Origin of the sequence: Neisseria musculi (genome assembly GCF_014297595.2) — a bacterium.
Taxonomy (GTDB): Bacteria; Pseudomonadota; Gammaproteobacteria; order Burkholderiales; family Neisseriaceae; genus Neisseria; species Neisseria musculi.
This window is the reverse complement of record NZ_CP060414.2, coordinates 2,649,205-2,669,884: the sequence shown is the minus strand read 5'-3', so window position 1 is coordinate 2,669,884 and position 20,680 is coordinate 2,649,205. Positions and strand designations below refer to the sequence as shown.

The window sequence follows — 20,680 nt, the reverse complement described above, 5'->3', positions numbered from 1 at the left end:
CGTCTGAACAGGAAGCATTATGTTAAAGCAAACAGATTTTTTCAGACGGCCTGCTCGGGCACTGATGGCGGCATTGGCCGCTTTAGCGTTGGTGTCGGGCTTATGGATTCTCAAGCTGCAATGGGTTTGGCCGTGGCCGCTGCTGTTTGCCGCGCCCGACACGCTGCCGCTCGGCGCGCTGGCGGTGCAGCAAAACACCCTGCCGCGCATGGCGATGGCTTTGTTGGCGGGCGGCGGTTTGGCGGCCGCCGCCATGCTGATGCAGCAGGTGCTGCGCAATCCGCTGGCGGCCGACAGCACGCTGGCGGTGGCGGGCGGCGCGCAACTGGCCTTGTTGGCCGCCGGCGTGTTTTTCCCGGCCTTATTGCTGCACGGCACGTTTGCCGTGGCCTTTGCCGGCGCGGCCGCCGCGCTCTCGGCGGTGCTGGCCTTGTCGGCACGGCGCGAAATGATGCCGGTTACGGTGGTGCTGGCCGGCTTGGTGGTGAGCCTCTATCTCGGCTCGGTGAGCGGCATCATCACGCTGTTTTACAGCGAAGAAGCGCGCGCGGTGATGCAGTGGGGCAGCGGATCGCTGGTGCAGGACAGCTGGCACGACAGCCTCGGCCTGCTGTGGCGGCTGGCAGCGGCCGCTGCGGCTTTATCCTTGCTGCTGAAACCCTTAAACATCATGAGTTTGAGCGATGATCAGGCCGCCGCGCTAGGCGTGCCCGTGAAAGCCGTGCGCACTGCCGCGTTGGCTTTGGCGGCGTTTGTGTGCGCCACCGTGGTGGGCATGGTGGGCATGATGGGCTTTGTGGGGTTGGCGGCGGCGGCCGCGGTGCGGCAGGCGGGCGTGCGCACGCTGCCGGCGCGCCTGTGGGCATCGTTTGCGGCGGGCGGCCTGATGCTGCTGGCCACCGACAACGCGCTGGTGCTGCTGGAACACTACTACGGCATCGCCCTGCCCGCCGGCGCGCTGGCCGCCTTAATCGGCGCACCGCTATTATTGTGGCTGATGGCGCGCATGCCCGCCCGCCCTGCTTTTCAAACGGCCTCGGGCGGCAAAACCGCCCCGCTGCGCGCTTCGCCGTGGCTGCGTTATTCGCCCTGGCTGCTGCTGCCGGCGGCCGCACTCGCGCTGTTGGCGGGCAACGGCGCAAACGGCTGGCACATCGACACCGACCCCGCCGTGTGGGCATTGCGCTATCCGCGCCTGCTGCTTGCGGCCGGCTGCGGCATAATGCTGGCCACGGTGGGCGTGTTGCTACAGCGTTTGACGCAAAACCCGATGGCCAGCCCCGAGCTGCTGGGCATCAGCTCCGCCACCGCTTTGGGGGCGATGACGGCGGTGATGATATTCGGCACCACCTCGGGCAGCGCGCTGTTTTGGTTCGCCGGCGGCGCGGCTGCCCTGCTGGCGCTGGGTTTGATGATGTGGCTCAACCGCAAAAACGGCCTGCAGCCCGAGAAAGTGCTGCTCACCGGCATGGCGCTGGCGGCCTTGAGCGATGCCGCCATCCGCACCTGGTCGGCAATGGGCGACTACCGCACCCAGCAACTCTTAATCTGGCTTTCCGGCTCCACCTACCACACTACGCCGCTGCTCTCGCTTGCGGTGGCCGCGCTGGCCTGCCTTCTGCTGGTTGCGGTGCTGCCGCTCTCCAAATGGCTCGCGCTCTTGAGTTTGGACAGCGTGGTGGCGCAGTCGGCCGGGGTAAACGTGAAACGCGCACGGCTGGTGCTGATTCTGCTGAGCGCACTGCTCACCGCCGCCGCCACGCTGACGGTCGGCCCGCTGAGCTTCGCCGGCCTGCTCGCGCCGCACCTGGCCGCCATGCTCGGCGCGCGGCTGCCCAAACAGCAGTTGCTCTATGGCGCGCTGCTGGGCGCGCTGATGATGGCGTTAGCCGACTGGCTGGGGCGGCAGCTTGCCTTTCCCTACGAAATCCCAGCCGGGCTGACGGCCACGCTGATTGGCGGCGCGTATTTTATGGTGCTGGTGAGAAAGCTGTAGCAACCGCACCTGCCGAAACTTTTCAAAATACCTTGCGGCCGTCTGAAACACGCAAAGGCCGTCTGAAAACGCCGTTTCCGAAAGGAAACAAGTTTCTGCGGAGCTAAAAGCATTGCGTCTGCTTGATTCTGTTAAGAAGCCTCCAAAGGCTGCCGTTTGCCGGCGGAGCTTTTTTCCCGTCCCCAACCCGTGCGGCAGAGTTTTTTTCAGACGGCCGCACCGGCCAAACCCGCCCGAGGCTGTCCGAATCATTCAAAGGCCGTCTGAAAATGTTTTCAGACGGCCTTTCAAACCCGATACCTTATCCCGCCTTCAATGGCCGCCCATTTTGGAAAACAGGTTCAGCACCACCACGCCCGCCAGAATCAGGCCGATGCCGAACACGCCGGCCGCATCTGCTTTTTGACCGAAAAAGAATATGCCCACTGCCGCCGTCAACACCAGCCCCACGCCTGCCCACACGGCATAGGCGGTGCCCAGCGGCATGGTTTTTAAGGCAAGGGAAAGAAAATAAAATGCCAGCCCGAAGCCCAGCACCACGCCGAGAGACGGCCACAGCCTGCTGAAACCGCTGCTGAGTTTGAGCATGGTGGAGCCGAACACTTCGCTCACGATGGCCAGCGCCAGAAACAGCCAATGCATAACGGATTCCTTATCAACAACCCAAAACAGGCCGCCGATTATAACCTTGCCGCAACTGATTTTGCAGGCTTGTTTTTTTGGTTTTTCTGTGCGCAAACCCTTGCATAGCAAGGCCGTCTGAACCGATTTACGCCCACCTGCCAACTCGGAAGCACCGAAGCCTGCCGCATTATCTGCCGCCTTGCGCCTGTGCGCACCTGCCCGCGGGATTCGGCGCGGGGAGGCTTGCCGCCGCGTGCAAGCCGTCTGCTTTGGCTGCCCGGGGCTGCCGCCGCCGATACCGATGCAGGCAAGCCGTACGCCTGCGCTGCCCCATTGCGCCCGCAGTGCCGTCTGAAAACAACACCGCCCGGCTGCCTGACACGCCTTTTGCCCGCCGGTGCAAAACCACATATTATCCTCTCTCAAAATCCATCCTCTCTGATTCGGACTCATGATGCTGAATAAAATATGTTCATTCATTCAAACCCTGTCCGGCATGCGCTTTGCGGGCAGGTGTGCCGGTTTGCGCCATCACGCCACAACGCACACCATCCGTCTGGAAGGCGGTACGGTTATTTGGGAAACAGACAACGGCAGCCGGCGTTTCGATCTGGATACGCTGCAAATATATTTATCTCCACCGCAGCCATCATCAGATGCCCCTTTATGTGTGCCGGAACGAAGATATCTTTATCCATCACGCCGCAGGGGCTTTGCCGGGTGTATCGGCGCTTTCCCAACGCTCCGGCTTGGACGACAACGCATTTTTTGCCTGCCTCAACGACAAAAAACCGGTCAAACTGGTACTGTGGCGGAAAAAACAGCCGACCAACTACGCCCTTTTAAGCGGGCATAACGATTACGCGCTCGGGTTTGAAATTCAAGCGCCGCAAAAACAGTTTGTCCGTTGGGCGTTACCTGTGCAGAGCTTGCCCGTAACCCCCATTTGCAGTTTGACAATGATCCGTATCAAACCGCAACGTTTGCCTGCCCCGTCCGCTTCGGCAATATTCTGCTGCACGGCGGCGTAAGCCGCCGCTTCAACGGGACGACCCCAAACGATCCCGTTACCCTTCTGATCGGCCATTGCTGCCACGATTCTTTAACCGACACCAGCTACCGGCAGATAAAACATGAATTAATGCGCTCTGCTGCTTCGTTTACCCTGGATGAAGAAGAAGACGCGCCGCTTATCGAGGGCAGTTTCTATTTTGACAACATCGAACTGGAAATCACCTATTTTTACGGCTCCCCAATCTCCCCCGAACGGGGTTATACCCTGTTTAACGCGGCAAACCACGTTTGAACCCGCAAACCGCCGCACCTCCGAAGCAAAATGATGCGGGCGGCCGCATGCTCACGCAGACGGCACGGGGCAGGTTTTTCAGACTGCCTGATTGCCGCTGCGGCTCAAAAACGTTTTCCAATATCGTCAATATAAACAATAATAAAAACTTATATTAAGCAGGAAACAAAAATAAGGAAATGTGGTCATATTATTTCTTTTTATACACATCATAAAACAAAATATGCCGCAAACAGCCTATAATCCGCTTTGCCCGGCCGTCTGAAAAACAATATCCGGGCTGCCGCATCTTCACAACAGACAGGAATACGGCGCAGGCCGGCAGGCAGCACCCGGTGCAGAAATACGCCGCAGGCGTTTTTTGCAGAGCTGCCGGGCTTTCAGACGGCCGGTTCCGCATAACAATTTGAAAGCAAACACGATGAAAAGCAAACAATACATTTTTACCCGCAGCCTCTTGGCAGCCGCCGTTTTGGGGGCATATACGCAAGGCTTTGCCGCTGACGGCAGCGCGCAGAGCCAAAATGCCGAAACCGCAGAGCTGCAGGCCGTTACCGTGGTCGGCTCCATCAACAAATTAAGCGGCGTGCCGTTCCGCCAGGCCAAATCGGCGGTCAGCATCAGCGCGGAAACGCTCAAAGAAGAAGGCGTGGAAAAAATGGACGAAATCGGCCGCTACCAGGCCGGTTTCACCAACCAGCCTTTCGGCAGCGACACCAACACCAACTGGTTCCGCATCCGCGGCACCGAAGCGAGCCAGTCGTTTGACGGCGCACCAGCCGTTTCCTACGGATTTTTCACCCCGCATATCGATCCCTTCGGCGTGGAAGCGGTGGAAATCACCAAAGGTGCCGATGCGCTCACCTACGGTGCAGCCAATGCCGGCGGCCTGATTAACTATGTGAGCAAACGGCCGCATAAAAACCAAGTGGGCGAAGGCGTGGTGGAAGCGCATCTTGGCAACAACAGCCAGCGCGGCATCGCCGCCGACTACACCGGCGCGCTCAATGCCGACCAAAGCCTGCGCTACCGTTTGGTGGGTTCATACAAACGCGCTGATGGCGAGTGGAACCGCACCTACAACGAAAGCTATTATTTCGCCCCCTCGCTGGCCTACGATTTCAGCGAAAACACCCGCATCAACCTGATGGCCGGCGTGCAAAAAGACAACGGCACGCCCGGCTCCAACTTTCTGCCGCAAAGCGGCACGCTGGTGGCCGCGCCCCTGGGCACCATCGCCCGCAGCAGCAACCTGGGCGACCCTGCGCAAGACGATGAGAAAAACATTGCCCGCTCCGCCGGCTATGAGTTCAGCCACGACTTCGGCAAAGGCATCAGTTTCAGCCAAAACTACCGCTATCAAAACATCAGCAACTACCACCGCGGCACCTACGCCTACCCCGCCGCATCCGATGCAGACTGGAACGCCCTGCCGCTGAGCGAATCGGGCTACACAGTGCCGCGCGGCGTGGTGTTTAACGATGGCAAAGCCCGCAGCCACAGCATCGACAACCGCCTGCGCTGGCAGTTTAAAAACAGCAGCATCGAAAACACCCTGCTCGGCGGCGTGGACTACCGCCATGAAAAAGTCGATGCGCGCTACACCCTGTTCGGCTCGGCTTCCAGCGTTAATGTGTTCAACCCCGCCGCTTCTTACGGCGCGGCGCAAACCGTTAATGCGCCCGAAACCGGCATCAAATCGAAACAGCTCGGCTTTTATCTGCAAAACAGCGCAAAACTGTTTAACCGTGTGGGCATCACCGCCGGCATCCGCCACGACCGCGCCCGCAGCGAAGAAGTGGAAAACGGCCAATCGGTTAAAGCCAACCACACCTCCTATTCCGGCTCGCTGATGTATTACGCCCCCTTCGGCCTCAACCCCTACATCGCCTACAGCGAATCGTTCCGCCTGCCCACCGGTCTGAGCGGCAACCAAACCCTGTATGACCCGAACACCACCGAGCAATACGAAGCCGGCCTGAAATACATTCCGTCTTGGCTGGACGGCAGCACTTCGGTTGCCGTGTTCAAAGCCCGCGACAAAGGCGCGCTGGTATCCAACGCCACCGGTGCCACCGTCAGCAGTGCAGATCCCATTAAGCGCAAAGGCGTGGAAATCCAGGCTCAGGCCAACCTTACCGACAACATCAGCGGCCGGTTTGCCTACACTTATTTGAGCAGCATCACCGACAGCAGCGGCAGCGAAATCCGCAACCCGCTGATTCCCAAATACAGCGCCGCCCTGCGCGGGATATACAGCTTCGACAGCGGTGTGCTCAACGGCCTCTCGCTGGGCGCGGGCGTGCGCTATGCGGGCAGCAGCCACACCCAAAACGGTTCGCTCTATTCGGGCTACCGCGTGCCCTCTTCCACCGTGTTCGACCTTTTCGCCCGCTATCAGGCAGGCAAAAACTGGGAAGCCCAAATCAACGCCGACAACATCACCAACCGCAGATACATCAGCGGCTGCGATTATTACTGCTACTACGGCCAGGGCCGCAGCATCATCGGCAAAGTAAGCTATAAATTCTGACGTTTCCGCCGATAACCGGTGCAGCATTCAGGCCGTCTGAAACAGATTTTTGATTCAATGGTTTGAAGCCTTGCAAAATACCCGGGCCGCCTGAAAACACATCAAGCCCTGCGGTCACCCTGTCCGGCTTGTTTTCAGACGGCCTGAGTATTTTTTATACCGCCGTCAAACCTTGAAACAAAACCTTTCAGGGTTTAAAAAACGCCCCGATGCCACCCGAAAACTGCTCCCCCGTCCCTCGGAAAAACAGATGTTGATCCAAGCGTGCAGCCTTTATAAAAATATTCAGGCCGTCTGAAACAGATTTTCAGACGGCCTGAATAACGGGCCCGCATATCCGATATCAAGCAGTCAGCCGCAGGCAATACACATGCCGCGAATCTGCCGGAAACAGCCGCAAAGCGGCGGGCAACGCTGCAATCGCTTTAAAACGGGCCGGAGATGGCGGCCGGCCTGATTGGCACTACGGTTCAGACGGCCCCGGCTTACCCGGAAAACCCCTTCACCGGCCGTCTGTTTTAATTGGTTTAAAAAAACGGGCAGCGCATAACGGCTGCGGTATTGCCGCACCGGCAATAAAGCGGGCCTGCCGTGGCAGACCATTCTGCTGCGGCCTCAGGGTTTACCGGGCCGCTTTTTTGGGCCAGGGTTGCAGCCGGCGGAAAGCCCGCCCCGCCGCAGCACACTCAAACCTTGCTGCCGCCCACAATCAAACCTTTGTCGATGCGCAGGGTTGGCTGCCCCACGCCCACGGGCACGCTTTGGCCTTCTTTGCCGCATACGCCCATACCGGCATCTAAAACGCTGTCGTTACCGGTCATGCTCACATATTTAAGCACTTCCGGGCCGTTTCCGATAATGGTGGCGCCTTTTACGGGGTATTGCAGCCTGCCGTTTTCCACCCACCACGCTTCGGATGCGCTGAACACGAATTTGCCGCTGGTGATATCGACCTGGCCGCCGCCGAAATTGACGGCATATATGCCTTTATCAACCGAAGCGATGATTTCCTCGGGGGCGTAGCTGCCGTTTTCCATAAAAGTGTTGGTCATGCGCGGCATGGGGGTTGCCGAATAGCTTTCGCGGCGGCCGTTGCCGGTTACCGGCACACCCATCAGGCGGGCATTGGTTTCGTCCTGCATATACCCTGTGAGAATGCCGTCTTCAATCAACACGGTGCGGCGGGGCTCATTGCCTTCGTCATCGATATTGAGCGAGCCCCGGCGGCCGGCTATATCGCCCTGATCGACTACGGTAACGCCTTTGGCGGCCACCCGCGCGCCGATGCGGCCTGCAAATGCGCTGGTTTGTTTGCGGTTGAAATCACCTTCCAAACCGTGCCCCACCGCTTCGTGCAGCAGCACGCCCGGCCAGCCGTTGCCGAGCACCACTTTCATCTCGCCCGCCGGTGCGGGGCGGGATTCGAGATTGGTCAGCGCCTGCCTGACGGCGGCGTTTACATATTGCGCCACGCGGTTTTCGTCAAAATAGTCCAAACCGTAACGTCCGCCGCCGCCTGCACTGCCCTGCTCGCGCCGGTTGCCCTGTTTGGCAATCACGGTAACGTTCAGGCGCACCATCGGGCGGATGTCGGCGGCGTGGCGGCCGTCCAAACGGGCGATATAAATCAGGTCGTATTCACAGGTGAGCCCCGCCATCACCTGCACGATGCGCGGATCGGCGGCTTTGGCCAACGCTTCCACCTGATTGAGCAGGGCGACTTTGGCGGCAGAGTCCAAGCCGGCCATCGGGTTTTGCGTGGTGTGCACATTCAGGCCGTGATGCGGCACGGCAGCCTCCACCCTGCTGCAGGCACCGGCCGCACCGATTACCCGCACGGCCTGCGCCGAGCGGGTAACCGACTCCTCATTAAGGCTGTCGGCATAGGCAAACGCGGTTTTTTCACCGGAAACGGCGCGCACGCCCACGCCCTGATCGATTTGAAAGCTGCCCGATTTGACCATACCCTCTTCAAGATGCCAGCTCTCGAAAGCGGTATGCTGGCAATAGATATCGGCATAATCTACACGGTGGCTGCCAATCAGAGCCAAACTGCGGGCAAGCTGCCCGGGCGAAAGATTATTGGCTTCAAGTAAATTCCGTTGTACGGTTCGGTAGGTTTGCGGCATTGTCTTCGGCTTAATAAGGCCGTCTGAAACGTTTCAGACGGCCGATATGGAAATATCGGGATTGGGAATTATACGGAATTTATCCTACCGCCGATATGTTGGTTGATTTTGGCTATGAAGGGAATTTACAGGCGGAATTTTTTATAAACCGAAACCGCCCTATGTTTTCTATACCCCACCCCCAACCTAGAACAAACTATATTATTATATTTATTATCAATAACTTAAATTAAAATCTCTGTTAATCTTAACTTTGCTATTGATAATTGTTTTTATTTATATTAAGATTAAGACACTTGGCAGTTATCCCAAATGCCGAGTCCATTAAACACCAAACAGCTGATTCCCTTCAACCATCTTTAACGATACCGGAGTGTGCATATACGAAAGATTCCGTTCCCTTTACATCAAATACTCAAAACCGAAACACCGAACCGCCGTATAAAAACGGCGGTTCGGTGTTTCGGGATATAAAAACCTTTGCAGAACTCAAAAAGTATCACAAGAGGTTTATTTTCCATGATTCCCGCGCAGGTGGGAATCCGAATAAAAATATTGCAGTATCGGTTAAAACAATACTTCACAATATTAAACATCTTGATTTCAGCCTGCGCGAAAATGGCGGTATCGATAATTTGATTGGGGCTGTACTAGATAACTAGGGAAATTTAACTTCAGGTTAGAATAATCCCTATGAGAAAAAGTCGTTTAAGTCAGTACAAGCAAAACAAACTGATTGAACTATTTGTTGCAGGTGTTACCGCTCGCACAGCGGCGCAATTAGTTAGCGTCAATAAAAATACCGCTGCCTATTACTTCCACCGTTTGCGCTTACTTATCTATCACAACAGCCCGCATCTGGAAATGCTTGATGGTGAAGTAGAAGTTGATGAAAGCTATTTTGGCGGACAACGCAAAGGCAAACGTGGTCGCGGTGCGGCTGGCAAAGTGGCTGTATTCGGGCTTTTGAAGCGTAATGGTAAGGTTTACACCGTTGCCGTACCCAATACACAAACTGCGACTTTATTGCCAATTATCCGCGAGCAAGTGAAGCCTGACAGCATTGTTTATACCGATTGTTACAAAAGTTATGACGTTCTTGATGTGAGCGAATTTTCACATTTTCGGATCAATCACAGCACACATTTTGCTGAGCGACAAAATCACATTAACGGAATTGAGAACTTTTGGAACCAAGCAAAACGCCATTTACGCAAGTTTAACGGCATTCCCAAAGAGCATTTTGAACTGTATTTGAAAGAGTGTGAATGGCGTTTTAACAACAGTGAGATAAAATTTCAAATTTCTATTTTAAAACAATCAGTAAAGCAGGATTTGTTCTAGTTATCTAGGACAGCCCCATTTGATTTTATCAATTTATGTTTACAAATTATGTTTACAAAAATATTTTAAAAAAACCTCAGGCCGTCTGAAAACCGCTAAGGGCGCACCTTCTGCGTGGCGGCCAGCCATTTCGCCAGGCCGTGCGTTTCATCAAGCAGGCCGTAACGCGCAAAAGCATCAAGTGTGGCAATCATAGCATCGTTCATCAGCAGGCCGTCGCACATAGCAGCAGTAAGCTCGGCCACGCCCATGCGTTTGAACTCTGCCACTTCGCCGTCTTGGTTTTCGGGAACCACATCAGGCGGCAGCACTACATCGAAAATATGCAGCAGCTCGTTGTGTAGCCCCCGCGACACGGGGCGCACACTCAAACGGCGGCTGCGGCACGCCAACCCGCCCAGCAAATCTGCGTCCAGCCCGGCTTCTTCACCGGCTTCCCGCAGCATGGCCTGCCGTATGCTCTCGCCGCTGGCGATGCCGCCGCCCACCAAATTATCCAGCTTGTTGGGATCGACTGCCTTAAAGGGGCTGCGGCGGCCTATCCAAAACACCCATTCTCCGCCGTGTTCGGTCAAACCGTTAATGTGTACCGCCTGACTCATCAGCCCCAGCGGGCGGAAGGCGGCGCGCTCGAGTGCAAACAAAACATTGCCCTCGGCATCGGCGGCATCAAATTTTTCATTGCGCCAACCGCCCAAATGGCCGAGCCGGTGCCAGCCCTGAACCATGTGTTGCAGGCTGTCGCCCATTGCAAGCCAGTTGTCGGCAAAAAGATAAATGCCCCCGGGTTTTTCTTCGAAACGCTCCGGCCAATCCTGCGCCACCCGCTCCAGCCATTTTTCGTTCAGACGGCCTAAATTCATGCCGTTCAGCCACAAATAACGCCAAGTATTGATGCACTGGCCGAAATGCCTTTCCAAGCGCGCCAGCAAGCGGTTTTGTTCGGTTTGTCCCAAACGGCAGTGAAAACGGGGCTGGGGATTCATGGCAGGGTTCCGGAGAGTCAATCCGGTAGAATTATAACCAAGAGTGCCCGTTTCTCTAATGGTTCAAATCAGATTTTACGCAATGCCGAACCCGCAAAGGCCGTCTGAAACATACCCGGCGGCATCACGGCAGGGTGCGGGCTTCAAAAATACAACCGCAGCAAGGCGCACCGGCACCGCCGTGGTTTCAAAGCGGGCAGACCGTAAAGCACTGCCGCCCGATTTGTTTTACAATATATGCTTTTATCCAAACCCGTATTTCTGCCGCAATGATTGAAGAACATTCCACCGCCTCCCCCGTAGGCAGCGACTGCCTGCTGCTGGGCCGATATGCCGAACGTGCCTATCTCGAATACGCCATGAGCGTGGTAAAGGGGCGCGCCCTGCCCGAAGTTTCAGACGGCCAGAAACCGGTGCAGCGGCGTATTCTCTATGCCATGCGCGATATGGGCCTGACCCACGGCGCCAAACCGGTGAAATCGGCGCGGGTGGTAGGCGAGATTCTCGGCAAATACCACCCCCACGGCGATGCTTCAGCCTATGATGCGATGGTGCGCATGGCACAGAATTTCACCTTGCGCTATCCGCTGATAGACGGCATCGGCAACTTCGGTTCGCGCGATGGCGACGGCGCAGCGGCCATGCGCTATACCGAAGCCCGTCTCACACCGATTGCCGAGCTGCTGCTTGCCGAAATCAATATGGGCACGGTGGATTTTGCGCCCAACTATGACGGCGCATTTGAAGAGCCGGTGCATCTGCCCGCCAGGCTGCCGATGGTGCTGCTCAACGGTGCATCGGGCATCGCCGTGGGCATGGCCACCGAAATCCCGCCGCACAACCTCACCGAAGTAACCCGGGCGGCGGTGGCACTTTTGAAAAAGCCCTCGCTCACCACCGCCGAGCTGATGCAGTATATTCCCGCGCCCGATTTCGCCGGCGGCGGCCAAATCATTACCTCCTCCGCCGATTTGCAGCAGATTTACGAAACCGGCAAAGGCAGCGTGCGCGTGCGTGCGCGCTATGAAATCGAAAAACTCGCGCGCGGCCAATGGCGCATCATCGTTACCGAGCTGCCGCCCAACACCGGCGCGCAGAAAATCCTGGCCGAAATCGAAGAGCAAACCAACCCCAAGCCCAAATCGGGCAAGAAAAACCTCACCCAGGAGCAGCAAAACACCAAAGCACTGATGCTCTCGCTGTTAGAGCGCGTGCGCGATGAGAGCGACAGCGAAGCACCCGTGCGGCTGGTGTTCGAGCCGAAATCCAGCCGCATCGAGCCTGAAAACTTCATCAACACGCTGATGGCGCAAACCTCGCTCGAGGGCAACGTGCCGATAAACCTGGTGATGATGGGCACCGACAACCGCCCCGCCCAAAAAAACCTCAAAACCATTTTGGCCGAATGGCTGGAATTCCGCACCGTAACCGTTACACGCCGTCTGAAATTCCGTTTGGGGCAAGTGCAAAAACGCATCCACATTCTCGATGGACGCATGATTGCATTTTTGCACATCGATGAGGTGATCCGCGTTATCCGCGAATCCGATGATCCCAAGCCCGACCTGACGGCCGCCTTCGGGCTCACCGAAATCCAAGCCGAAGACATTCTCGAAATCCGCCTGCGCCAACTCGCCCGCCTGGAGGGCTTCAAGCTCGAAAAAGAATTAAATGAGCTTCGTGAAGAAGAAGGCCGTCTGAACACCCTTTTGGCCGATGAAAACGAAAAGAAAAAGCTGATGGTCAAAGAGATGCAGGCCGATATGAAGCAGTACGGCGACCCGCGCCGCACGCTGGTAGAAGAAGCCGGCCGCGCCACGCTCACCCAAACCACCGCAGACGAGCCCGTTACCATCATCTTGTCAAACAAAGGCTGGATACGCAGCCGCTCCGGCCACAATCTCGATTTGAGCCAAACCGCCTTCAAAGAAGGAGACGGCCTCAAACAAGTGTTGGAAGGCCGCAGCGTGTGGCCTGTGGTGGTGCTCGACTCGCTGGGGCGCACCTACACCCTCGATGCCGCCGATATCCCCGGCGGGCGCGGCGACGGCGTGCCGGTGGCCTCGCTTATCGAGCTGCAAAACGGCGCCTGCGTTGTTGCCATGATGACCGGCCTGCCCGACCAATATTATCTGCTGAGCAACAGCGGCGGCTACGGTTTTATCGTCAAACTCGGCGACATGACCGGCCGCGTCAAAGCAGGCAAAGTGCTGATGACGCTCAAAGCGGGGGAAAAAACGCTGCCGCCCGTGCCCGTTTTTGCCGTGTCGCTCACCAACCCCGACTGCAAAGTGCTGCTGGCCTCGGGCGACAACCGTCTGCTGGCGTTTTCCATCGGCGAATTGGAAGTGATGGCCAAAGGCCGCGGCCTGCAGCTGATGAGCCTTTCAGACGGCATCGAACTGGAACACACCGCCGTTACCTCGGCAGCGGAATTTATCGTTGAAAGCACAGGCAAACGCGGAGCCGAACACAAAGAAAAACTGCGTATTCAAGATATAAACAACAAACGCGGCAGAAAAGGCAGGATTTTGGAAATTTCAGGCCGTCTGAAAAGATTATCCGGCGCAGATTCGATATAATTGCGACCGGTTGTTTCACAGCCGCGATAATCAACACAAAACACGGCAGCGCACACCGAAGCTGCGGCATTTTTATCCTCCAAAGCCGCATACCGCCGGTGTGCGCCCGGCAAAGTTCCGTATAGCCCTGCCCGCCCAAAAAACAACAATACAACAGACCATACATTACATGAGCGTAAACAGATTATTCCGCACACACGACCGGGAAACGCTGAACGAGCGCATCCCCGGCCTGATCAACATCGCCCGTATCGCCATCGTGCTTTCGCTGCTGGTGTTCCACTTGGTCAGTGTGTATTCGGGCAACGAAACCAAAAACCTGTTCCCGCCGCTTGAGTTTTACACCTGGGCGGCGGTTTACGCAGCATTGATTCTGCTCACCATCTTCAAACCCGACTGGCAGTTGCAGTCGCTCGATTTACCCAACGCCAGCGCAGTAGTCGATATCAGCATGATGCTGATGCTCACCTTTATCACCGGCGGCATAGACTCGGGCTTTGGGATTCTCGTCCTGCCCTTTATCGCCACCTCGTGCCTGCTCAGCCACGGCCGCTATCCCATGCTCTATGCCAGCTATGCCTTCCTGCTGATTCTGCTGAGTATGTTTTTGTCCGACCAAATCACATTCCCCCCCCTGGAGTGGGACAGCCGCTCCATCGTTTCTGCCGCGCTGCTCGCAGGTGCCTGCTATCTGGTGGCCGCCTTAACCGCGTTTTCTGCTACCTACCTGCAAGCGGCCACGGAGTCGGCCGAAAAACACCAGCTTGCCTACCGCCGCGTGAGCGGTCTCAACCGTTTGGTGCTCAACCGTGTGCAGGAAGCCGTGATTGTTATCGATGCTTCGCAGCGCGTGTGGCTGTTTAACCGCCAGGCAAAAACCTATTTTCCCGGCCTTCAGGCCGACAAACAGGAAACCGTGTTTGCCGAGCTGGTTTCACGCTGGCAATACCAACCCGATAAAAACTTTGAAACCGATATCCATATTTTCCAGCATTCCATGCACGTTCGCGCGGTGCCGCTGATTCAGGAAAAAACCGAGCTGCTGATGCTGTTTGTGCGCTCGCTGCGCGAAGTGGCCGCCGAAGCGCTGGCCACCAAACTGGCTTCCCTGGGCCAGCTCACCGCCAACCTCGCCCACGAAATCCGCAACCCCATGTCGGCCATACGCCACGCCAGCGACCTGCTGCACGATGAAGGCGGCACCGATGCCACCAAAGCCAAACTGCACAGCATCATCGACACCAATATCCAACGCATCGACAAAATGCTGGAAGACGTTTCATTAATCAACAAACGCGACAGCGTCAGCCGCGAGCCGGTAAACCTGATGAAATTCTGGCTGGCATTCAAACAGGAATTCACCCTCAACAACCCCGATGCAGTAGGCTGCCTGCGCATGAATATGGAAGGCAGCAGCCTGAGTGTGCTGGCCGACCCCATGCACCTGCAGCAGATTATGTGGAACCTGTGCAACAATGCCTGGCGGCACAGCCGCCAAGACCAGCACGCCATCACCGTATTAATCAAACCCAGCGGCCGCATCCATATTTCGATTGTGGTGGCCGACAACGGCACCGGTGTGCCGCCCGAAGTGCGCAACCATCTGTTCGAGCCCTTTTTCACCACCGACAAACAAGGCACCGGGCTGGGGCTTTATGTGGCGCGCGAACTGGCACACGCCAACCTGGGCCAACTGCACTACCACCCCGAAATGAACGGATTCGAACTGATTTTACCGAAAGAAACCGATGAGCAACCATAACCTGCAAGACCCCGTATTAGTGGTGGACGATGAAGCCGATATCCGCGACCTGATGGAAATGACCCTGATGAAAATGGGGCTGCGGGTACAAACCGCCGTGGGCGTAGAAGACGCTAAAGACAAGCTCGACAACAACGATTATTCGCTGGTGCTGACCGATATGCGTATGCCCGACGGCTCCGGCCTGGAAGTGGTGCAATATATCAACGAATTGGCACTCGACACCCCGGTGGCCGTGATTACCGCATTCGGCAACGCCGACCAGGCAGTCGAAGCCCTGCGCGCCGGCGCATTCGACTATCTGCAAAAACCGATCACCTTATCGCAGCTGCGCTCGCTGGTGAAATCAGCCGTCAAAATCAACGAGCCGTCTGAAAACCACACTCCGCCCAAAGCTGCCGAACCCGCTCCCCAACCTTCACCCGCCTTTGCCAAACCGCCTGCGGCCGCCCCTAACCCGCCGCGTATGCCGCCCCCCCAAACCGCGCCCGCCGCCGCGCGCAAACCCGTTTCCGCCCTCACCCGCAACGCCGGCGTGCCCGAAGGGCTGCGCTCGCTGAAAGACCGTTTTGCCAGCGGCGGGCTGACTGCGCGCGCGTTCGCCGAAACCGATTTGGGCGGCGATTCCGATATGCCCCGCCTGCTGGGTATGTCGCCGCAGATGGTGGAAGTGCGCCACCTGATACGGCGTTTGGCCAAAAGCGGCGTTCCCGTTTACATCTCGGGCGAATCGGGCACAGGCAAGGAGCAGGCCGCGCGCACCATACACGAACTCTCCGAACGCTCCGGCAAACCGTTTATCGCCGTAAACTGCGGCGCGATTCCCGAAAACCTGATGGAAAGCGAATTTTTCGGCTACAAAAAAGGCAGCTTCACCGGCGCCGATGCCGACCGCCTGGGTTTTTTCCAACACGCCGACGGCGGCACGCTGTTTCTCGATGAAGTGGCCGACCTGCCGCTGGCCATGCAGGTGAAGCTGCTGCGCGCCATTCAGGAAAAAGCCGTGCGCCGCATCGGCGACCCGCGCGAAACGTTTGTCGATGTGCGCATTGTGTGCGCCACCCACAAAAACCTCGAAGCACTGGTAAAAAGCGGCGCGTTCCGGCAAGACTTATACTACCGCCTCAACGTGGTATCGCTGAATATGCCGCCGCTGCGCGAAATGCGCGAAGATTTGGGCGGTCTGATTATGCACCTGCTCTACAAACACCGCAGCGGCAGCGAAACCTACAAACTCAGCCCCAAAGCGCAAGACGCCCTGCTGCATTACAGCTATCCGGGTAATTTCCGCGAGTTGGAAAACATACTCGAGCGCGCAGTCGCCCTCACGGTTGGACAGCTTATCCAGTTTGACGACCTCCAAATCAACACCGGCCACACCCCTGCCCTATTGCCCGACTCGGCCCACACGGCCTCCGCCCCGGCCGGCGAGTCCGATTTCCCCGCGCCCGAACGTGCAGAAAACAGCGGGCTGCCCCGCTTTGTGCCCGGCCAGATGCAGATTCAGGATTATCTCGACCGTGTAGAGCGCGAAATCATAGAAATGGCGCTGCAGCAAACCCGCTTCAACCGCACCCAGGCCGCCAAGCTGCTGGGCATCAGCTTCCGCTCGATGCGCTACCGCATGGAGCGCCTCGATATCAACTGAAGCCCACAAGGCGGCGCAGGCCGCACAACCGGCTCTGCCGCCGTTTCAGCGGCAGATGAAGTCTCCTTTTGAAGCCGGGCCAACCAACACCGTATCGTTCTACCTTGTTTCACTATCGCGAACCCGCTTCATTTCCGCCACAGCGTTACTGCGCCCCGATCTAAAGAGAACGATTTTATCAGCCCGCCGAAGCGGCAACAGAATCGGCTCCATACCGCCTGCCACCGTTTTACCCGGCCTCAGCAGGGCCGTCTGAAACCGTTTTCAGACGGCCGCTCTTCATTCATAATCATCTCTTCTGCCCACCGAAAACGCATCATGCTTTATCTTTACCAATCCAACCGTTTAGAAGACCTCGCCGCCCTGTTCGACCGGGTCCGCCGCCTGCAGCCGCCTGCCGACCCGCTGGCCGAAGAAGAAATCGTGGTACAGAGCCAGGGGATGCGCCGCTACCTCAACACCTATCTGGCACGCGAAACCGGCGTGGCCGCCAATCTGCGCTTCAGCCTGCCCGCCGCGCTGGCCTGGCGGCTGATGCGCGAATTCATACCGGGCGTGCCCGTGCTCAGCCCGTTTTCACCCGAAGTGATGCGTTGGCGCTTGCTCGGCCTGTTTCAAAGCCGGCATTTTCAGACGGCCGCCGAATACCAAAGCGCGCTCGGTGCGCTGCAAAGCTATTTGGGCAGCGGCATTTCGGCAGCCTACCAACTGGCGGGGCAGCTGGCCGATATTTTCGACCAATATCTCGTGTACCGCCCCCAATGGATAGATGCCTGGCAGCAAGGCAAAACCCTGGGTTTGGGCAGTGCCGAGGGTTGGCAGGCAGCACTGTGGCGGCACCTCGACAACGGCAGCACACCACCCCTCCACCGCGTTGCCTTATGGCAGCAGCTTCTCGGCGCGCTCGACAAAAGCAGGCTGCCCGAGCGCTACTGCGTGTTCGGCATCGCCACCATGGCACCGATGTATCTGCAACTTTTGCAGGCACTTTCCGAGCATTGCGATGTGCATATTTTCGCCCTCAATCCCAGCAGCGCCTATTGGGGCAACGTCATTGAAGCCGCGCAGGTGTTGCAGCAGGAAGGCGGTATCGACCTGAGTCAGGCCGGCCACCCGCTTTTGGCCTCATTGGGCAAACAGGGGCGCGACTTTTTCGATGCATTAACCGAAATGCCCAAACACGAAATATCCGTGTTTGATGAAGAACCTTTTCAGACGGCCGCGCCCACCCTGCTGCGCTGTTTGCAACACGATATCCAAACCTTAACCATGCCGTCTGAAAGCTGTTATCCCGGCACAGCCGGAAACGACCGCTCCATCCAGATGGTTTCCGCCCACAGCCCCCTGCGCGAATTACAGATTCTGAAAAACCGCCTGCTCGCCCTGCTAGCCGAACACCCCGAGTGGCAGCCGCACGACATTGCCGTACTCACCCCCGATATCGAACCCTACAGCCCGTTTATCGAAGCCGTGTTCGGGCAGGAACAACCCGGAGCGCAGGCACTGCCCTATTCGGTTTCAGACGTTAAAACCAGCCGGCTCCTGCCGCTCTTTCAAGCACTCTCGCAAACGCTCACGCTGCTGGAGAGCCGCTTTGAAGTCGATCTGCTGCTGCCCCTGCTGGAAAACGATTTGGTGCGGCAACGCTTCGGGCTGGCGCGCGACGACCTGCCGCTGCTGCACGACACCATCGCCGCCCTCAACATACATTGGGGGCTGGACAACGAAATGCGCGGCAGCCGCGACAATCTCTTTACCTGGCAGCAAGGCTTGGAACGGCTGGCACTGGGCTGGCTGCTGCCCGAAAACGGCAACCCGCTTTGGCACAACATCAGCGCATGGCACGGCAACCCTGCCCAAACTGCCGTGTTCGGCCGCTTCGCTGCCTTCGTGCGCACACTCTCCGCCGCCGGGCGCGAATGGCAGCACCCCGCCACCGTAACCGTATGGGTCGAGCGCATACGCAGCCTGCTCTCTGCACTCACCGCCCCCGACAGCGGCGGCCAATACGCCTGGCAGCAGCTGAGCCAGTCGCTCGCCCGCTGGCAGGCAGAAGCCGCACTGGCAGGTTTTGACAGCCCCCTGCCGCAACACACCGCCATCCGCCACATCGGCCGCTTTCTCGACAGCGAAAACCAGGCCGGCTTTCTGCGCGGCGGCATTACCTTTTGCAGCATGGTGCCGATGCGCAGCCTGCCGTTCAAAGTTATCTGCCTGCTCGGCCTCAACGACGGCAGCTTCCCCCGCAACACCAAAGCCTCCGCCTTCGACCTCATCGCCCGCCACCCCCAAAAAGGCGACCGTGCCCGCCGCGACGATGACCGCTATCTTTTTCTCGAAGCCATTATGAGCGCGCGCGAAATCCTATATTTATCGTATGTAGGGCGCGACATCCGCAACAATCAGGAGCTGGCGCCCTCTGCCCTGCTCAACGAACTCTCCGACACCCTAGCCGCCATGAGAGGCCGCCGCCGGCACGAAAACCAAGTGGAACACCACCCCCTGCAACCGTTTTCGCGCAGCTATTTCACCAATCCTCCCCGTTCAGACGGCCTGAGAAGCACCCGCAGCGACTATGTCGCCGCCCTGAACACCCCCGCCGGAACACCCGCCCCCTTTTTCGGCAAAACGCTCGGCGAAGCCGAAAAAACCGCCTGCGCCGTCAGCCACCACGAATTTACCGGCTTTTGGAAAAACCCCGTGAAAAGCTGGCTGCGGCACACCCTCAACTGGCGCGAACCCTACCGCAGCCAAGCCTGGGATGCCGCCGAACCGTTCGAGCCTCAACAGGCCGCCGCCATCACCGCCGCCTACACCGCCGCCCGCCGGCACAACGAAAACTTCCAACAAACCGAAACCCGCCTGCAGGCCGAAAGCCTGCTGCCCGCCGGAGAATTGGGCGCATTGTGGCAGCGCAGTTTTCAGACGGCCGCCAAGTCGCTCGACAACACGCTGGTATCCAGCCCCAAACTGCCTGCCCCTGCCTACACGCTCCAACTCGGCGGCACCACCCTCTCGGGCAGCCTCAACCACCTCCACCGGCACGGACAGATTTACTTTCTCAACGAAGCCCCCAACGCCCCCGAACGCATCGCCATCTTACTCGAACACCTGATTTTCTGCGCCGTGAGGCCGTCTGAACCCCAAAACCACCAAACCCACCTGCTCTCAGCACACCGGCCCGAAACCCTGTCGGAAATTCCGCAGCAGCAGGCAAGCGCACTATTGCGGCAATGGCTGGACTATTACCGTCTCGGCCAAACCCGCCCGCTGCCGTTTTTCGCCCGCACCACCCTGAACGCGGCGCAGGAGCTGGCTCAAAACAAAAGTGCCGAAAACGCCGCCAAAGCCGCTCAAGATGCCTATTACGGCAACAAAAGCAGCAAAGGGCAGCAAAGCTACACCGAAATCGCCCTGGTGTTCGGCAACGATGACACCCCGCCGATAGAAACCCCGCTGTTTTGGAACATGGCCGAACACCTGCTGGCGCCGCTGTTGAAATACGCCGCCGCAGCAAACACAGAATAAGCCCTGAACCGGGCTGCTGCCGTTTTTTGCCGGAGCGCGCCACCATAAGCGGATACGCCATCCGGCCAAACCGTTTGTTTCCGCCTTATCGGAGTCAAGGCAGACACTCCCGCAACCGCACAGGCCGCGGCCACCCCGCCACCCGATTTGTGGCATAATAGAGCGGATTGAACCACCGGGATAAAGCAGCAGACCGCGCGGTATGCAACCGGTTCCGCTGCCGAGCGGCCTGCAAAACCACC

13 protein-coding genes are annotated in these 20,680 nt (G+C 57.8%); 10 read left to right on the top strand and 3 right to left on the bottom strand.

Translation table 11 applies throughout. The annotated features are described in order from the left end of the window. Positions 1-19: 19 nt before the first annotated feature. Positions 20-1,996, top strand: a complete 1,977-nt coding sequence (fhuB, locus tag H7A79_RS13685) for a Fe(3+)-hydroxamate ABC transporter permease FhuB (RefSeq protein ID WP_187000543.1) — start codon at positions 20-22, stop codon at positions 1,994-1,996. Positions 1,997-2,308: 312 nt separating this feature from the next. Here the strand turns inward: fhuB and H7A79_RS13680 are convergent, their stop codons facing one another. Beyond that, positions 2,309-2,638 (bottom strand): DMT family transporter, encoded by a 330-nt coding sequence (locus H7A79_RS13680; protein ID WP_135034814.1) that lies wholly within the window; start codon positions 2,636-2,638, stop codon positions 2,309-2,311. A 433-nt stretch (positions 2,639-3,071) separates the two neighbouring features. Here H7A79_RS13680 and H7A79_RS13675 point away from each other — a divergent pair, with 433 nt between their 5' ends. The 3 genes from H7A79_RS13675 (at position 3,072) to H7A79_RS13665 (ending at position 6,459) form a co-directional block, all read left to right on the top strand. Further along, complete coding sequence (locus tag H7A79_RS13675; RefSeq protein ID WP_187000542.1) at positions 3,072-3,476, top strand: hypothetical protein; 405 nt, start codon at positions 3,072-3,074, stop codon at positions 3,474-3,476. A gap of 51 nt (positions 3,477-3,527) precedes the next feature. Then, entirely contained in the window at positions 3,528-3,926 is a 399-nt protein-coding gene (locus H7A79_RS13670; RefSeq protein ID WP_187000541.1) for a hypothetical protein, read from the top strand. 421 nt (positions 3,927-4,347) lie between these two features. Then, the gene (locus H7A79_RS13665) at positions 4,348-6,459 is read left to right on the top strand and encodes a TonB-dependent siderophore receptor (protein ID WP_187000540.1); all 2,112 of its coding nucleotides are present in this window, start codon (positions 4,348-4,350) and stop codon (positions 6,457-6,459) included. A gap of 686 nt (positions 6,460-7,145) precedes the next feature. On the opposite strand, the gene tldD is transcribed toward H7A79_RS13665, so the two are convergent. Beyond that, entirely contained in the window at positions 7,146-8,588 is a 1,443-nt protein-coding gene (tldD, locus tag H7A79_RS13660; protein WP_187000539.1) for a metalloprotease TldD, read from the bottom strand. A 296-nt stretch (positions 8,589-8,884) separates the two neighbouring features. On the opposite strand from tldD, the gene H7A79_RS13655 reads away from it, so the two are divergent. After that, positions 8,885-9,250 carry a hypothetical protein gene (locus H7A79_RS13655; protein ID WP_187000538.1) on the top strand — a complete coding sequence of 122 codons (366 nt, stop codon included), beginning with the start codon at positions 8,885-8,887 and terminating at the stop codon, positions 9,248-9,250. A 31-nt stretch (positions 9,251-9,281) separates the two neighbouring features. After that, positions 9,282-9,932: an IS1595 family transposase gene (locus tag H7A79_RS13650; RefSeq protein ID WP_186999959.1), complete on the top strand. Its 651-nt coding sequence runs from the start codon at positions 9,282-9,284 to the stop codon at positions 9,930-9,932. Positions 9,933-10,027: 95 nt separating this feature from the next. On the opposite strand, the gene H7A79_RS13645 is transcribed toward H7A79_RS13650, so the two are convergent. Next, positions 10,028-10,918: an NUDIX hydrolase gene (locus H7A79_RS13645; RefSeq protein WP_187000537.1), complete on the bottom strand. Its 891-nt coding sequence runs from the start codon at positions 10,916-10,918 to the stop codon at positions 10,028-10,030. 269 nt (positions 10,919-11,187) lie between these two features. On the opposite strand from H7A79_RS13645, the gene parC reads away from it, so the two are divergent. The 4 genes from parC to recC all read left to right on the top strand — a co-directional run bounded on the left by parC (position 11,188) and on the right by recC (position 20,438). After that, a complete protein-coding gene (parC, locus tag H7A79_RS13640) occupies positions 11,188-13,500 on the top strand; it encodes a DNA topoisomerase IV subunit A (protein WP_187000536.1) in 2,313 nt (770 codons plus the stop codon). A 169-nt stretch (positions 13,501-13,669) separates the two neighbouring features. Beyond that, positions 13,670-15,262, top strand: coding sequence for a two-component system sensor histidine kinase NtrB (locus H7A79_RS13635; protein WP_187000535.1), 1,593 nt, complete (start codon positions 13,670-13,672; stop codon positions 15,260-15,262). Further along, on the top strand, positions 15,249-16,910 hold the full coding sequence (locus H7A79_RS13630) for a sigma-54-dependent transcriptional regulator (RefSeq protein WP_187000534.1): 1,662 nt from the start codon (positions 15,249-15,251) through the stop codon (positions 16,908-16,910). The genes H7A79_RS13635 and H7A79_RS13630 overlap by 14 nt, the downstream gene beginning before the upstream one ends. Positions 16,911-17,228: 318 nt before the next feature. Then, a complete protein-coding gene (gene recC, locus H7A79_RS13625) occupies positions 17,229-20,438 on the top strand; it encodes an exodeoxyribonuclease V subunit gamma (protein ID WP_187000533.1) in 3,210 nt (1,069 codons plus the stop codon). Positions 20,439-20,680: the final 242 nt, after the last annotated feature.

Bases quoted from the DNA above. Each gene is read 5' to 3' on its own strand.
- fhuB (WP_187000543.1), top strand. From the start codon at position 20: ATGTTAAAGCAAACAGATTTTTTCAGACGGCCTGCTCGGGCACTGATG.
- H7A79_RS13680 (WP_135034814.1), bottom strand. From the start codon at position 2,638: ATGCATTGGCTGTTTCTGGCGCTGGCCATCGTGAGCGAAGTGTTCGGC.
- H7A79_RS13675 (WP_187000542.1), top strand. From the start codon at position 3,072: ATGATGCTGAATAAAATATGTTCATTCATTCAAACCCTGTCCGGCATG.
- H7A79_RS13665 (WP_187000540.1), top strand. From the start codon at position 4,348: ATGAAAAGCAAACAATACATTTTTACCCGCAGCCTCTTGGCAGCCGCC.
- tldD (WP_187000539.1), bottom strand. From the start codon at position 8,588: ATGCCGCAAACCTACCGAACCGTACAACGGAATTTACTTGAAGCCAAT.
- H7A79_RS13650 (WP_186999959.1), top strand. From the start codon at position 9,282: ATGAGAAAAAGTCGTTTAAGTCAGTACAAGCAAAACAAACTGATTGAA.
- H7A79_RS13645 (WP_187000537.1), bottom strand. From the start codon at position 10,918: ATGAATCCCCAGCCCCGTTTTCACTGCCGTTTGGGACAAACCGAACAA.
- parC (WP_187000536.1), top strand. From the start codon at position 11,188: ATGATTGAAGAACATTCCACCGCCTCCCCCGTAGGCAGCGACTGCCTG.
- H7A79_RS13635 (WP_187000535.1), top strand. From the start codon at position 13,670: ATGAGCGTAAACAGATTATTCCGCACACACGACCGGGAAACGCTGAAC.
- H7A79_RS13630 (WP_187000534.1), top strand. From the start codon at position 15,249: ATGAGCAACCATAACCTGCAAGACCCCGTATTAGTGGTGGACGATGAA.
- recC (WP_187000533.1), top strand. From the start codon at position 17,229: ATGCTTTATCTTTACCAATCCAACCGTTTAGAAGACCTCGCCGCCCTG.